The organism is Aestuariirhabdus sp. LZHN29 (genome assembly GCF_049985285.1).
GTDB lineage: Bacteria > Pseudomonadota > Gammaproteobacteria > Pseudomonadales > Aestuariirhabdaceae > Aestuariirhabdus.
Genome location: NZ_JBNIEU010000003.1, coordinates 51,384 through 65,770, shown reverse-complemented (window position 1 = coordinate 65,770; position 14,387 = coordinate 51,384). Strand labels below are relative to the sequence as shown.

At 52.6% G+C, this 14,387-nt stretch carries 11 protein-coding genes; all 11 read right to left on the bottom strand.

What is annotated here, in order from left to right; genetic code table 11:
- Positions 1-21: 21 nt before the first annotated feature.
- A complete protein-coding gene (gene secA / locus ACP3PW_RS12725; RefSeq protein WP_426417101.1) occupies positions 22-2,718 on the bottom strand; it encodes a preprotein translocase subunit SecA in 2,697 nt (898 codons plus the stop codon).
- 175 nt (positions 2,719-2,893) lie between these two features.
- On the bottom strand, positions 2,894-3,826 hold the full coding sequence (locus tag ACP3PW_RS12720; protein ID WP_426417100.1) for a M23 family metallopeptidase: 933 nt from the start codon (positions 3,824-3,826) through the stop codon (positions 2,894-2,896).
- Between the two features lie 283 nt (positions 3,827-4,109).
- Entirely contained in the window at positions 4,110-5,024 is a 915-nt protein-coding gene (gene lpxC / locus ACP3PW_RS12715) for a UDP-3-O-acyl-N-acetylglucosamine deacetylase (RefSeq protein WP_426417099.1), read from the bottom strand.
- Positions 5,025-5,126: 102 nt separating this feature from the next.
- Positions 5,127-6,278, bottom strand: a complete 1,152-nt coding sequence (gene ftsZ, locus ACP3PW_RS12710) for a cell division protein FtsZ (RefSeq protein ID WP_426417098.1) — start codon at positions 6,276-6,278, stop codon at positions 5,127-5,129.
- A gap of 46 nt (positions 6,279-6,324) precedes the next feature.
- Positions 6,325-7,560 carry a cell division protein FtsA gene (ftsA, locus tag ACP3PW_RS12705; protein WP_426417097.1) on the bottom strand — a complete coding sequence of 412 codons (1,236 nt, stop codon included), beginning with the start codon at positions 7,558-7,560 and terminating at the stop codon, positions 6,325-6,327.
- Positions 7,557-8,411 (bottom strand): cell division protein FtsQ/DivIB, encoded by an 855-nt coding sequence (locus ACP3PW_RS12700; RefSeq protein WP_426417096.1) that lies wholly within the window; start codon positions 8,409-8,411, stop codon positions 7,557-7,559. Before ACP3PW_RS12700 ends, ftsA begins: the two co-directional genes overlap by 4 nt.
- Before the next feature lie 13 nt (positions 8,412-8,424).
- Positions 8,425-9,354, bottom strand: a complete 930-nt coding sequence (locus ACP3PW_RS12695) for a D-alanine--D-alanine ligase (protein WP_426417095.1) — start codon at positions 9,352-9,354, stop codon at positions 8,425-8,427.
- Positions 9,355-9,364: 10 nt separating this feature from the next.
- Positions 9,365-10,816 carry a UDP-N-acetylmuramate--L-alanine ligase gene (gene murC, locus ACP3PW_RS12690; protein ID WP_426417094.1) on the bottom strand — a complete coding sequence of 484 codons (1,452 nt, stop codon included), beginning with the start codon at positions 10,814-10,816 and terminating at the stop codon, positions 9,365-9,367.
- Positions 10,809-11,882, bottom strand: a complete 1,074-nt coding sequence (gene murG, locus ACP3PW_RS12685) for an undecaprenyldiphospho-muramoylpentapeptide beta-N-acetylglucosaminyltransferase (protein ID WP_426417093.1) — start codon at positions 11,880-11,882, stop codon at positions 10,809-10,811. The genes murC and murG overlap by 8 nt, the downstream gene beginning before the upstream one ends.
- Positions 11,875-13,041, bottom strand: a complete 1,167-nt coding sequence (gene ftsW / locus ACP3PW_RS12680; RefSeq protein WP_426417092.1) for a putative lipid II flippase FtsW — start codon at positions 13,039-13,041, stop codon at positions 11,875-11,877. Before ftsW ends, murG begins: the two co-directional genes overlap by 8 nt.
- Entirely contained in the window at positions 13,034-14,380 is a 1,347-nt protein-coding gene (gene murD / locus ACP3PW_RS12675; protein ID WP_426417091.1) for a UDP-N-acetylmuramoyl-L-alanine--D-glutamate ligase, read from the bottom strand. Before murD ends, ftsW begins: the two co-directional genes overlap by 8 nt.
- Positions 14,381-14,387 lie beyond the last annotated feature (7 nt).

Genomic DNA, 14,387 nt, shown 5'->3' with positions numbered 1-14,387 from the left:
CCCCTCTCTTATCACCGCGCCTCAGGCGATTTTGCCGTGGCACTGCTTGAACTTTTTCCCTGAGCCACAGGGACAGGGCTCATTGCGGCCCACCTTACGACCCTCCCGAGTGTAGGGCGTCGCCCCCTCTTCCGCCGCTTCTTCCGGCTTGGCCATCGAATTGGCTTGTTCGTGCTGAAATTGCAGGCGACGTGCCGCCTCTTCCCGACGCTGGCGCTCAACCTCCTCTGTATTATCGTCCTGACGTACCTGCACATGGCACAGGATGCGGATGGTTTCGTGCTTGATATCTTCCAGTAATTGCTGGAATAGCTCAAACGACTCGCGCTTGTATTCCTGCTTGGGGTTCTTTTGCGCGTAGCCTCGAAGGTGGATGCCCTGGCGCAAATGATCCATCGTCGCAAGGTGCTCTTTCCATTTATCGTCCAGGACTCGCAGCAACATCTGCTTTTCAAACATCCGCAGAGACTCGGAGCCGGCCAGCTCTTCCTTTTGCTGATAACTGGCTAAAACCTGATCAAGAATCTTCTGGCGCAAGGTCTCTTCGTGCAGGTGATCGTCTTCATCCAGCCACTGCTGCAGCGGCATACGCTCATTAAACTCGGCGGCAAGCTGCTCTTCGAGCCCACTGATATCCCACACTTCCTCCAGCGACTGGGGAGGAATGTGCTGGCTAACCAACTCGTTCACTACCTCTTCTCGGATAACGCTCACTGTCTCGGATACGTCATCGGCCGTCATCAGCTCGTTACGCTGATCATAGATAACTCTACGCTGGTCGTTGGCAACATCATCATATTCGAGCAGTTGCTTTCGAATATCGAAGTTACGCCCCTCAACTTTACGCTGGGCCTTCTCGATCGCGTTACTCACCATACGGTGTTCGATCGCTTCTCCCTTTTCCATACCCAGCGCTTTCATAAAATTCTTAACGCGGTCAGAGGCGAAGATACGCATCAGATTATCTTCGAGGGAGAGGTAAAAACGACTGGATCCAGGATCCCCCTGACGACCGGATCGCCCACGCAACTGGTTATCGATACGACGTGACTCATGGCGTTCGGTACCAATAATGTGCAAGCCACCGGCATCGAGCACATCTTTATGAGACTGCTGCCATTCGGCCTTGATCGCTGCGACCTGCTGCTCACCAGGATTATCCAGCTTGGCAATCTCTGCCTCCCAATTACCACCGAGCATGATGTCAGTACCACGACCTGCCATGTTAGTAGCGATGGTCACGGCTCCAGGCTTACCCGCCTGGGCGATAATCTCCGCCTCCTGCTCATGGAACTTGGCGTTCAGTACCTTGTGGTCAATCTTGGCTTTGGTGAGTGCGCCGGATATTAACTCAGAGGATTCAATCGACGCGGTACCCACCAGAATTGGGCGACCCTCTTTGGCGGTCTGCTGGATATCTTCGATAACGGCTTGGTACTTCTCCTCAATCGACAGATAGACGAGGTCATTGTAGTCGTTACGAAGCATCGGCTTGTTGGTGGGAATAACCACGACGTCCAAACCGTAGATCTGGCGGAATTCAAACGCCTCCGTATCCGCAGTACCCGTCATGCCCGACAGAGTATTATAAAGACGGAAATAGTTCTGGAAGGTGGTTGAAGCCATGGTTTGGCTCTCGGCCTGGATCGCCAACCCCTCTTTCGCCTCAAGTGCCTGGTGTAGACCTTCAGACAAACGACGTCCCGGCATGGTACGACCCGTATGCTCATCAACCAGAAGGATCTGGTTTTGCTGAACGATGTACTCAACATCCTTGTGGAATACCACATGTGCTTTCAGCGCAGCGTTAACGTGGTGCAACAGCGACAGGTTGCTGGATGAATAGAGGCTCTCACCCTCGGCCAGCAGCCCCGCATCAGAAAGCATATCTTCCACGTGCTGGTGACCCAGCTCGGTTAGCTCTACCTGCCGGGTCTTTTCATCGACCGTGTAATCGCCCTCAAGCTCCTCTTGTCGCTGAAGCTTGGGAACCAGCTTATTAATCTGTTTGTACAGCTCGGAGCTGTCTTCGGCGGCGCCGGAAATAATCAGTGGCGTTCGCGCCTCGTCGATCAGAATCGAGTCAACCTCATCGACCACTGCAAAGTTAAGCCCCCGCTGGGAGCGGTCTTCGGGGCTAAACGCCATATTATCGCGCAGGTAGTCGAACCCAAACTCATTGTTGGTTCCGTAGCTGATATCGGCCTGGTAGGACGCTCGTTTCTCAAATTGATCCTGACCCGGAACAACCACCCCGACGGTCAGGCCGAGGAATTCGTAGAGTGGACGCATCCAGTTAGCATCCCGGCGCGCCAGATAATCGTTAACGGTGACGACGTGCACACCTTCACCACTAAGGGCATTGAGATAAACCGGCAGCGTTGCGACCAGCGTCTTTCCTTCACCTGTGCGCATCTCGGCAATACGCCCTTCATGCAACGTGATCCCCCCGATCATCTGCACATCGAAGTGGCGCATACCCATAACACGCTTGCTCGCCTCACGTACCACCGCAAAGGCTTCCGGCAGTATCTTATCGAGTGAATCGCCTTGGCTGAGGCGCTGCTTGAACTCGGCTGTTTTCGCCGTTAACTCCTCATCGCTCAGTTGTTCCAGGTTTTGCTCAAAGCCGTTGATCGTTTTAACGATCTTGCTCATACGCTTCAACTGACGATCATTACGACTTCCAAAAACTTTTTTGAGTATTGGCGAAAACATAGGTGCTGTGGTCTTTTTAATTAGGTGTCAATAATCGGCTGGCAGGATAAGCAAGCCAAAAGCAGAGGGCATTCTACCGCTAAAGGGCCCCGGCGATAAACCATTGAGTCGGGGCGAGGGGGATTATTTGGCTACAGCGGTGCACAATGGAGCGGCATCAGATGCCAAACGGGAATCAGCGGCTAGCGCGATAGATATACTTTGCAGGGTCAACAGCTTTGCCATTACGGAATACTTCAAAGTGGACATGGGGCCCTGTGGAACGACCACTACTTCCCATCAATGCTATGGGCTGGCCTTTTTTGACCAGATCCCCCACTTTTACCAGGCTTTCACTATTATGGCCGTAGCGCGTGAGATTACCGTTACCGTGGTTTACTTCAACCAACAGGCCATAGCCGGAACGCTTGCCCGCCCAGGTAATAACCCCGGAAGCAACGGCGATAACATCCGAGCCGGCTTTACCAGCAAAATCGACGCCCTGGTGCCATGCCAAGCGACCATTAATCGGGTCGGTTCTGCGCCCGAATCGAGATGACATCCACCCTTTTTTGACCGGACGCCCGGCAATAAAAACGTCATCCTGCAGGCGACGATTGCCCATTAGGGTCTCGAGCACCTCAAGCTGCGCCTCACGAGATTCGATGCGCGCGTTTAACTCATCGATGACATCAACAAACCGGGGCTGCTGGTACGCTTCCCCGAGTTCGGAGGATTCGGGACCGCCCAGAGCGGGGGGAGCACTAAAATCGAACTCGCCCTTATCCAATTTGGCCATGGTTGTCATTCGCTCGCCCAGCGCATCCAACCGCAACAGCCTGCTTTGAAGCTGTGCTACACGTAACGACAAGGCATCGACCTGCCCCATAGAGTCCTCACGAATAACGCCAAGCTCTGCTCGCTGCGCCTCAAGCTGAGAGCGCCAGGTCGCCATGGTATCGCGAGTGAAGAGGGCGTCGGCATCGGCTGTCAGGTAGCGGAACGTACCGTAGCCTGTGATCGTTGCGGTAAGCAGTAGCACTGAAAACAGACCGACAACAATGCCACGGCCGCTGAGTTTCAACGAACGGGACTGACTGCGGTTGTTTCTAACAATTATGACGTTCATAAACTGCTTCGCTACCTCAAAAATCTACCCCACCGAGCCGGGAGCAGTTACATGGGCATATATATACCATAACTCTCCCCTCGACACCTAAGCCGCTCAGGCCACACTCAACAGCTCGTGAAACGAGTCACAAACGCCGCAAAAACCCCTAAACGGGGCTTATAAGCGAATAACCTTAGCATTAAGGGGTGCTTTATATCCAGCCCTGCTTACCAGGGTAGCGACCCGGCTAGCAAACAAAACGGGGGCCCTAAGGCCCCCGAATGCATATATTCTGACTATATCAAACGGCTGCTGCGGGCTTCATATAGGAGATTGGTGCCACGTCAGCGTCTTCGAAGGTTACAATTTCCCACGCATCCTCGTTCGCCAACAACTCACAGATCAGCTTGTTGTTCAGGGAGTGACCGGACTTATAACCCTTAAACTCGCCAATCAGGCTTTTACCCAAGAGGTAGAGGTCCCCGATGGCATCCAGCATCTTGTGCTTGACGAACTCATCTTCATAACGCAGACCGTCCTCGTTAAGGATGCGGAACTCATCAACCACAATGGCATTATCAACACTGCCACCGAGCGCCAGGTTTTTAGAACGCAGATACTCGATATCACGCATGAAACCAAAGGTACGGGCTCGACTCACCTCTTTCACGAAAGAAGTACTTGAAAAATCCACACTGGCTTCCTGGGTACGCCCCTTGAAGACCGGGTGGTCGAAATCGATACCGAAAGAGACTTTGAAGCCATCGAAAGGGATAAAAGTGGCTCGCTTGTCGTCTTCTTCAACCGTCACTTCACGCTTGATACGAATAAATTCCTTAGGCGCATCCTGCTCTTCGATACCCGCTGACTGCAGCAAAAACACGAAGGGACCTGCACTACCATCCATGATCGGGACTTCATGGGCACTGACTTCAATATAAGCATTATCGATACCCAATCCCGCCATCGCCGACAGCAGATGCTCCACAGTATCGACTCGCACACCATCTGCATTCATGAGCGTGGTACACAGGAGTGTCTCACCCACATTCTCTGCCCTGGCAGGAATCTCAACCACTGGATCCAGATCGGTACGACAAAAAACAATACCCGTTCCTGTCGGGGCCGGCTTGAGCGTCAGGTACACCTTCTCACCTGAGTGCAAACCAACTCCGGTAGCTCGAATAATATTCTTTAACGTTCTTTGTCTAATCATGTAGTTACGCCGCAATTTGATCAGTTTTTGCACAATGCAAATTCAACAGCCGAGCATTGTACCAAAGTCGCATGGATTCACCAACTCCCTAATGACAGGCCATTAATCAGCCTGTCTACGAAGGAACGCCGGAATATCAAGATAATCCATGTTCTCGGATTGTATATTCTCCGCTTTCACCGCATTGGCACCGCTAACGACAGCCTGGTTGCGCATTACCGTCGGCCGATCCAGCCTCTGGTAGTCAACTGAGCCGTCTTTACGAGTGTTATCCACCACCTTTACCGGACGCTCAATCGCCGCGCCCAAACCGGTAGCCACCACGGTCACTTTCAGCTCATCTTTCAATTCTGGATCGATGACTGTTCCCATGATGACGGTAGCGTTCTCTGATGCGAACGCCTCAATGGTGTTACCCACATCGGTGAACTCAGCCAACCCCAGATCGAGACCTGCGGTGATGTTGACCAGAATTCCGCGGGCACCCTGAAGATCGACATCTTCCAGCAACGGACTACGAATAGCAGCTTCGGCCGCTTCAACCGCCCGATTGTCTCCCGATGCAATGCCGGTGCCCATCATGGCCATCCCCATTTCGGACATGACCGTTCTTACGTCAGCGAAATCGACGTTAATCATACCGGGACGGATTATTAAATCTGCGATCCCCTGCACAGCGCCGAGCAATACATCATTGGCGGCCCCAAAAGCAGAAAGCAACGTCGCGTCTTTACCCAAAACAGGCAACAGCTTTTCATTAGGGATGGTAATCAGCGAGTCAACATTTTCTGCCAGCTCCTTAATACCGACGTCGGCAATACTCATCCGCTTGCGCCCTTCGAAGGGGAACGGGCGAGTAACAACGGCGACCGTCAAGATTCCCATCTCCTTGGCAACCTGAGCGACAACGGGGGCCGCGCCGGTCCCGGTTCCGCCTCCCATGCCTGCGGTAATAAAGACCATATCTGCGCCGTTAAGCACTTCCGCTATACGGTCCCGGTCCTCAAGTGCGGCTTCGCGACCAATATCCGGATTGGCACCCGCCCCTAGCCCCTTGGTAACGCATGTACCAAGCTGCAAGACGGTTTTCCCGGACAGATCCTTGAGCGCCTGCGCGTCGGTATTCGCGCAAACAAAATCGACGCCATCCACATTCTTCGCCAGCATGTGACCAACAGCGTTACCGCCACCACCACCGACACCAATTACTTTAATAACTGCGTTCTGAGGTACGTTATCCACGAGTTCAAACATGATCCTCTCCTTCTCCCTTTCGAATTTAATTCTTATTCACGGTCACTTAAAAATTGCCTTGAAACCACTGCTTAATGCGGCTTACAAGACTTTCCCCTGCTTCTCGTTGAGGAGCAGAAAAACTGATTTCGGCCTGGCGCTGAAAACCATTCAGTAACAGCCCCACACCGGTTGAATAGATTGGGTTGCGAACCACATCCGATAACCCCATTACCTCTTGAGGAACAGCCAGGCGCACCTGCTTATGAAAAATCTCCTCCGCCAGCTCCACGACACCTTCCATCTTGGCCGTTCCGCCGGTTAAGACGACGCCAGCAGGAATCAGATCCTCGAAGCCACTGCGCCGTAATTCCGCCTGCACCAGGGTAAACAACTCGTCATATCGAGGTTCAACAACCTCCGCCAGAGCCTGACGGGATAAATTACGGGGCGGACGTTCACCGACCCCAGGCACCTGTATGGTTTCCTCCGCACCCGCAAGTTGGGTGAGCGCGCACGCGTAGCGAATTTTCAGCTCTTCTGCGTGCTTGGTGGGTGTGCGCAGCGCCATCGCAATATCATTGGTAACCTGGTCTCCCGCTATAGGAATAACCGCCGTATGGCGGATCGAACCTTCGGTAAATATCGCAATATCGGTGGTACCGCCACCGAGATCGACCATACAGACCCCAAGTTCTTTTTCATCATCGGTAAGCACGGCATGGCTTGAAGCCAGCTGTTCAAGAATTACATCCTCTACATCCAGACCACAGCGCCGAACACACTTTTCTATATTTTGAGCCGCGTTGACTGCACAGGTCACAAGATGCACCTTGGCCTCGAGTCGCACCCCTGACATTCCCAGAGGCTCCTTCACCCCCTCCTGATCATCCACTACATACTCTTGCGGAAGCACATGAAGAATTTTTTGGTCGGCGGGTATCGCAACAGCCTTTGCCGCATCAATAACACGATCTATATCCGCCTGAGTTACCTCACGATCCCGAATCGCCACGATGCCATGGGAGTTTAGGCTGCGAATATGACTGCCTGCGATTCCCGCGTAAACAGAATGAATCTGGCAACCGGCCATCAACTCAGCTTCTTCCACCGCACGCTGAATCGATTGCACAGTAGACTCTATGTTTACAACGACACCTTTTTTCATTCCCCGCGAAGGGTGTGATCCGATCCCCACTACCTCAACGCGACCGTCAGCGTTCATTTCACCGACAATAGCGACGACTTTAGAGGTTCCAATATCTAACCCTACGACCATTTTTCCGCTGCCGTTAGCCTTCATAATTTCACTCTTCCCACAGTTTCTGATAACAACAGGTCACTTTCGCCCTGGTCGCTCCACGCGACGGCAACACCGTTGAGATAGCGCACATCGATTTTCTCAATCGCGCGCTTATTATCCTTCAATGCGGCGTCATATACCGCAACAAATCTTTGGATTTTATCGACTACGTGGTTGCGGCCGATCATGATAGAAAAATCGTTTGTCTCTAACTGCCAACTGCCGCGATCAGTTAAGGTTAATTCTCGAACATTGAGACCCTTGGGGCGCAACAAATTACTTAGAGTCTGGTACTGCTCCATCACCTCTATCTCGCTTCCGTCAGGTCCGAAAAGGTGAGGCAATGAAAGAAAATTATTCGCTTTTTCTACAACAAAACTATCACCGCGATTATTCAACAGGGCATCTTTTTGCCAACGCGCAACGGGCACCTGCTCAGTAACGGTGACTTCAATGATTCCCGGCCACTGGCGCCGAACACTCACATCCCGAGCCCACGGCAGTGCCAATAGATTTTCTTGTACACGCTCAAGATCAACAGTAAAAAACCGCTCACTTAAATAAGGCTGCATGGCAAGCTGAACCTGCTGGTTTGGCATATGCAGCAAACGCCCTTTAACCGACACTCTTTCGATTGGCTGATTAACTACCTCAGCAACCATAGGCCCCACCAGCCAGCCAGTTCCCCCAACCCCAACAGCTAATAAAGAAACAACAAGCAAAACCCTAGCGGCTCTAGCCGTGCGCTGGCCCCAGCGAGGCTTTTCAATCCCCCGGCTGCGACTGGCACCGCGAGTTGTGGCACCTACTGGCCCTCGCTTCTTCGCTTTGTTGTTTCTAATCTCTAGCATTGTAAATGCTGCCCTATAATGTTGTAGCCAGTATGGCCACAACCAGTTTTCCCAAACTCATTCCCGCTTCCCTGGCGGCCATTGGCACCAGACTATGGTCTGTCATTCCCGGAGCCGTATTCACCTCAAGCAAATAGAAATCTTCTGCCTCATTTTGCATTACATCTACTCGTCCCCAACCAGAGCAGCCCAGAGCAGCAAATGCCTCTACCGCTAACTCATTCAGCTCTTCAAGTTTGTTTTCACTCAATCCACAAGGACAGAGGTAACGAGTATCGTTGGAGAGGTACTTCGCTTCATAGTCATAAAAAGTATTGTCTGTTTCCAACTTGATGGCGGGCAGAGCCTGCCCATCAAGCACCGCAACGGTAAACTCCTTGCCAGTAATCCACTCCTCCGCAAGCAGCTCGTTATCGTACCGTGCTGCTTCCGTCACCGCGGCCTGAAAATTGGCGACATCATCTACTTTTGTCATGCCAATACTGGAACCCTCATGAACAGGTTTCAAAATACAGGGCAACGAAATTTGCAACACATCATCAGCGGTCGACTTACTGACCAGCTGAGAGGGAGGGGTTGGCAAACCGAGAGCGTTCCAGATCAATTTGCTGCGATGCTTGTCCATCGCCAATGCCGACGCCATAACTCCGCTTCCGGTGTAAGGGATACCTGCCCAATCGAGCACCCCCTGCAAGGTCCCATCTTCACCACCACGCCCGTGGAGGGCGATAAAAACACGGTCAAACCGATTGCCCAGCTGCTGCAAGACATCCGCGCCACAATCGATCAACTCTGCATCGACTCCCTCTTGCTGCAGGGCATTAAAAACCGCCCTGCCACTATTGAGGGAGACTTCACGCTCCGCCGATTGCCCACCGTAAAGCACCGCCACCTTTCCGAGGCGGGCGGGTTCGACGAATTGAATGGTATTCAGTTTGCTCATAGCCCCCGACCTACTCCTCATCCAACCAGGCCAATTTGCTTGCCGATAACTCAACCGCCAAGCCACCGATATCACCCGCGCCCTGGGTTAATAAGAGATCTCCACCCTCCACAACATTCTTAAGTACCTCTTCTACCGATGCGCCGCGCTGGACAAAAATTGGATCAACCTTGCCCCGCTGGCGAATACTGCGGCACAGGGCGCGTCCATCGGCGCCAGCAATAACCTCTTCACCCGCAGGATAGATATCCATTAGAAGCAGAACGTCGACCTCCGATAATACTTCGACAAAGTCATCGTATAGATCACGGGTTCGGGTAAAGCGGTGGGGCTGATAAACCATCACCAGGCGCTTACCCGGCCAACCGCTGCGAATTGCGCGAATCGTTGCAGCCACCTCACTAGGGTGATGTCCGTAATCATCGACCAGCATGACCTCGCCGCGCTGACTATCGAAATGACCCAGCACCTGAAAGCGCCTGCCGACACCGGAAAAATTGGCCAAGCCGGTGCAGATATCTTCCACCGTCATCCCCTCATCCAAAGCAACTGCGATAGTCGCCAAGGCATTGAGAACATTGTGATGACCGGGCATCTGCAGGCTGGCCTCGAACGTTTCGTCCACTCCCCGGCGCGATACTTTGAAGCGAGTCGTTAGTCCCTGCTGCGTGATCTCACTCGCTCGAATGTCTGCATCCTGATCGATACCGTAGGTGATTACAGGCCGTTTCACTTCAGAGATGATTTCCCGCACCACCGGATCGTCGATACAGACCACTGCCAAACCGTAAAAAGGCAGGTTATGAAGGAATTCGATAAAGGTATGTTTAAGCTTTCCAAAGTCGCCATCATAGGTCGACATATGATCGGCTTCGATGTTTGTAACGATCGCCACCATAGGCTGTAAGTGGAGGAAGGATGCATCACTCTCATCTGCTTCTGCCACCAGGTAGCGACTACCGCCAAGTTGGGCATTTGTTCCTGCTGAATTGAGGCGGCCACCAATAACAAAAGTCGGATCAAGACCACCCTGGGCTAGCACCGACGCGATAAGACTGGTGGTGGTGGTTTTCCCATGGGTTCCGGCTACGGCAATGCTGTGGCGATAGCGCATCAACTCGGCCAACATAGCCGCCCGGGGTACCACCGGAATGCGTGCAGCTTCGGCGGCCATTACTTCAGGATTTTCGTTGGCGACGGCACTTGAGGTGACGACAACATCGGCGCCTTTAACATTCTCCTCATCATGACCAATCAAAATAGTCATGCCCAGTGCGGCAAGCCGCTCGGTAACTACTGATTGGCGTATGTCAGAACCGGAAATCGCATATCCCTGATTTAATAGCACTTCGGCAATGCCACACATTCCTACGCCACCGATGCCGACGAAATGAATCTGGCGAATTCGACGCATCTCGGGAACAGCAAATACCGGTACCGGTTTATTGAGTGAATTAGGCATGCGCAACCTCCAGGCATTGATGGGTAACAATCCGGGTGGCGTCAGCCCGCGCAGCCGTGCGTGCTGCAGCAGCCATTCTTTTTAGCTGCTCCCTGTGGGTTGAAAATTCTGTTAGCAATCCGGCGACTCTCTCTTTGGTCATTTCGTTTTGGGGTAACAATACCGCCGCTCCCCGGTCGGAAAGGTGACGCGCATTAGCGGTTTGGTGGTCGTCAACTGCAAATGGAAATGGCACCAGTATGGAGGGCAGCTCGGCACAGGCGAGTTCGGCGACGGTTAGGGCGCCAGCACGACAGATAACCAGGTCAGCCCACGCGTAGGCAGCCGCCATATCTTCGATAAAAGGCTCAACCCGAGCGCCGACACCATTTTCAAGATAGAGGGACTGCGTCAACTCCTGGTGGCGCTCACCCGTTTGGTGCCAAACTCGAACCAACTTTCCAAGGTTCGCTGCCTTTAACGCCTGTGGCACGACCTGATTGATGGTTAGAGCTCCAAGGCTACCGCCAACGACCAATACACGCAGCGCCTCTTCCGGCGGCAAGTGTTGAAGCGAGGAGATATCCTCGCGCACAGGGTTGCCAGTACAAAGACGATTCTTGCGGTCGGGGAATGTCCCTTCAAACGCTTCCAGTATCCGGCAGGAGATGCGCGCCAGGAACTTATTGCTCATGCCGGCGACGGCATTCTGCTCATGAATCAATAGTGGAATGCCCAGTATGCGTGCCGCTAGCCCAGTGGGTGCAGTAACATACCCCCCCATTCCCAGCACGCAGTCCGGACGAAAGCGACGCAATAATCGTAGTGCCTGCCACAACGCTCGAGTCACCATAAAAGGTGCCTTGACGAGCTGCAGCATACCCTTACCCCGAACCCCCTCCATATCGATTGTTTCAATCTCGAGCCCATGCTGGGGAACCAGCCGAGCCTCCATGCTATTAGGCGTTCCCACCCAGCGCACATCCACTCCACGCTGTTTCAATTCAGCGGCGACCGCGAGGGCGGGAAAGATATGGCCGCCCGTACCTCCGGCCACGATCAGAATACGAGGAGCGCGCTCAAGCATGATCCGGCCCTCCCTTGTTTTGTAACAGACGGCGTTCATAGTCGATTCGAAACAACAAACCAATGGCAACACAGTTAACCAGTAGGCTACTACCACCGTAACTTAGCATCGGTAACGTCAGCCCCTTGGTCGGGAGAAGTCCCGTATTAACTCCAATGTTAATCAGTGTCTGCATACCAAAAAGCAAACCAACTCCATAGGCTGCATAGCCACCAAAAAAGAGATTCTGCTGCTCAGCTCTGTATCCAATTATCAGCGCACGCACACACAGGGTCACAAGCAACAGGGTAATCAAAGCGGCCCCTATCACTCCCATCTCTTCCGCTGCCACCGCAAATACAAAATCGGTATGGGCCTCGGGTAAGTAAAAAATTTTCTGGATACTGTTACCCAGCCCCGTTCCCACCCACTCACCTCGGCCGAAGGCGATCAGTGATTGTGTAAGCTGATATCCGCTATCAAACTGGTGTTCCCAGGGATCAATATAGGTAGTCAAGCGCTTGAGACGATAGCTTTGGGATACTGCAAGCGCTGCTATTGCAGCGCCGCAACCGAGAATCAGCATCAGAAACTGATGCAAGCGAACCCCTGCGAGAAACATCATACCCATTGCAGCGCTCAACAAAACCACAACGGCACCGAAATCAGGCTCCAGTAAAAGAAGCAATACAGCAAGCGCCAACACCACCATGGGCTTCAAAAAACCACGCCACTGGCTACGCACCTCTTCACGCCGACGAACGAGGTATCCGGCCAGATACAGCACCAATGCCAGCTTGGCTACCTCTGATGCTTGTAGATTCACGATACCAAGATTAATCCAACGCACACTGCCGTTAATTTCCCGCCCAACGATCAACACCAGCGACAGCAATCCGAACGAAACAATTAGATGAAGCATTCCCATGCGTTCCCACACTCCGACAGGAACCATCAGGGTGCAACACATGACAATGAGTCCGATAGCGGCATAGAGAAACTGGCGTGAGGCGTAATAAAACGGATTACCCAAACGTCCGTAAGCCACCTCCATAGAGGCGGACGTAATCATTACGGTACCCAGCAGGATCAACAACAAGCTAACCAGCAGCAGTAGATGGTCGAACGAAAAAGTACGTTCTGCGGGTTGAATAAGGGTCGTCGCCGCCATATTAGACATGCGCTACCTCCTGCACCCAGCGCACGAACTGATCGCCTCGGTCCTCAAAACCTGTAAACATATCGAAGCTGGCACAGGCGGGTGCCAACAATACTACATCTCCAGGTTCGGCTATGGTGCAAGCCTTAACCACAGCTTCACGCAAGTCTCCACAGCGTGCCGAAGCCAGCCCATAAAGGGATGACTCTATTCGTGCCGCGTCTCGGCCTATTAAAAGTGATGATTTGACATATTTATCGACAATTGGGCGCAAACCGGAAAAATCCGCATCCTTGCCATCACCACCAGCAATCAAAACCACCTTGCCCTTTAACTGTTGGCCGATACCATCGATAGCCGCAACAGCCGCACCGACATTGGTAGCCTTACTGTCGTTAATAAACACCACACCGTTTACTTCGGCCACCCACTGGCAGCGATGGGGTAACCCTTTAAATTCGAGCAATACTGCAAGAGCGGGTTTTAGCTCAAGACGCAAACTGTGAATGATTGCAAGGGCGGCAAGCGCATTGGCTTGATTGTGGCGTCCCTGAACCCTCAGCCCTGAGACAGGAATTAGAGGTGTGGAGCCCTGGGCTAGCCACTCTTGAGCGTTCTCACGCACCAGACCAAATTGATCAAGATCCGGAACCCCCAGGCCAAAACTACAAACTCTTACTGACTCTCCAACAAGAGGGCTACTTAAGGCGTCATCTCTATTAACTACCACCGATCTGCAGCCGTGGAAAATACGGTGCTTGGCGCGATGATAGTCGGCAATGCCCTCATAGCGGTCCATGTGGTCTTCGCTAACATTCAGGACCGTAGCAACCTCAGCACCGATACTCTTTACTGTTTCCAGCTGAAAACTCGATAACTCCAACACAAAAATATCGACATCCGCATTCACTAAGTCCAACACCGGCGTACCGATATTGCCACCAACGGCGACCTTCAACCCGCACGCTTGTAGCATCTCACCGACCAGTGTCGTCACCGTACTTTTAGCATTGGACCCGGTAATAGCCACTACCGGTTTATTAATTGCCCTGCAGAACAGCTCGATATCACCAACAACCTCAATACCAAGTTCCAGAGCGCGAGCAATAGCAGGCTCTTTTAGCGACACTCCGGGACTCACAATAAGTTGCGATGCGGCGTCAAACTCGTTATCGGAAAAGGGTCCTACACTTACCCGAACCTCTGGATACTGGGTAGAGAACTCTTCAAGAGAAGGCGGGTTTTCACGGCTATCTGCGATAGAGAAATCCAGCCCCATTGCTGAGAAATAACGGGCACAGGAGATTCCGGTTTTCCCTAAACCGATAATCACTCTGTTAGTGTCCGTTGTAATCAGCATTATCTGT

Bases quoted from the DNA above. Each gene is read 5' to 3' on its own strand.
- secA (WP_426417101.1), bottom strand. From the start codon at position 2,718: ATGTTTTCGCCAATACTCAAAAAAGTTTTTGGAAGTCGTAATGATCGT.
- ACP3PW_RS12720 (WP_426417100.1), bottom strand. From the start codon at position 3,826: ATGAACGTCATAATTGTTAGAAACAACCGCAGTCAGTCCCGTTCGTTG.
- lpxC (WP_426417099.1), bottom strand. From the start codon at position 5,024: ATGATTAGACAAAGAACGTTAAAGAATATTATTCGAGCTACCGGAGTT.
- ftsZ (WP_426417098.1), bottom strand. From the start codon at position 6,278: ATGTTTGAACTCGTGGATAACGTACCTCAGAACGCAGTTATTAAAGTA.
- ftsA (WP_426417097.1), bottom strand. From the start codon at position 7,560: ATGAAGGCTAACGGCAGCGGAAAAATGGTCGTAGGGTTAGATATTGGA.
- ACP3PW_RS12700 (WP_426417096.1), bottom strand. From the start codon at position 8,411: ATGCTAGAGATTAGAAACAACAAAGCGAAGAAGCGAGGGCCAGTAGGT.
- ACP3PW_RS12695 (WP_426417095.1), bottom strand. From the start codon at position 9,354: ATGAGCAAACTGAATACCATTCAATTCGTCGAACCCGCCCGCCTCGGA.
- murC (WP_426417094.1), bottom strand. From the start codon at position 10,816: ATGCCTAATTCACTCAATAAACCGGTACCGGTATTTGCTGTTCCCGAG.
- murG (WP_426417093.1), bottom strand. From the start codon at position 11,882: ATGCTTGAGCGCGCTCCTCGTATTCTGATCGTGGCCGGAGGTACGGGC.
- ftsW (WP_426417092.1), bottom strand. From the start codon at position 13,041: ATGTCTAATATGGCGGCGACGACCCTTATTCAACCCGCAGAACGTACT.
- murD (WP_426417091.1), bottom strand. From the start codon at position 14,380: ATGCTGATTACAACGGACACTAACAGAGTGATTATCGGTTTAGGGAAA.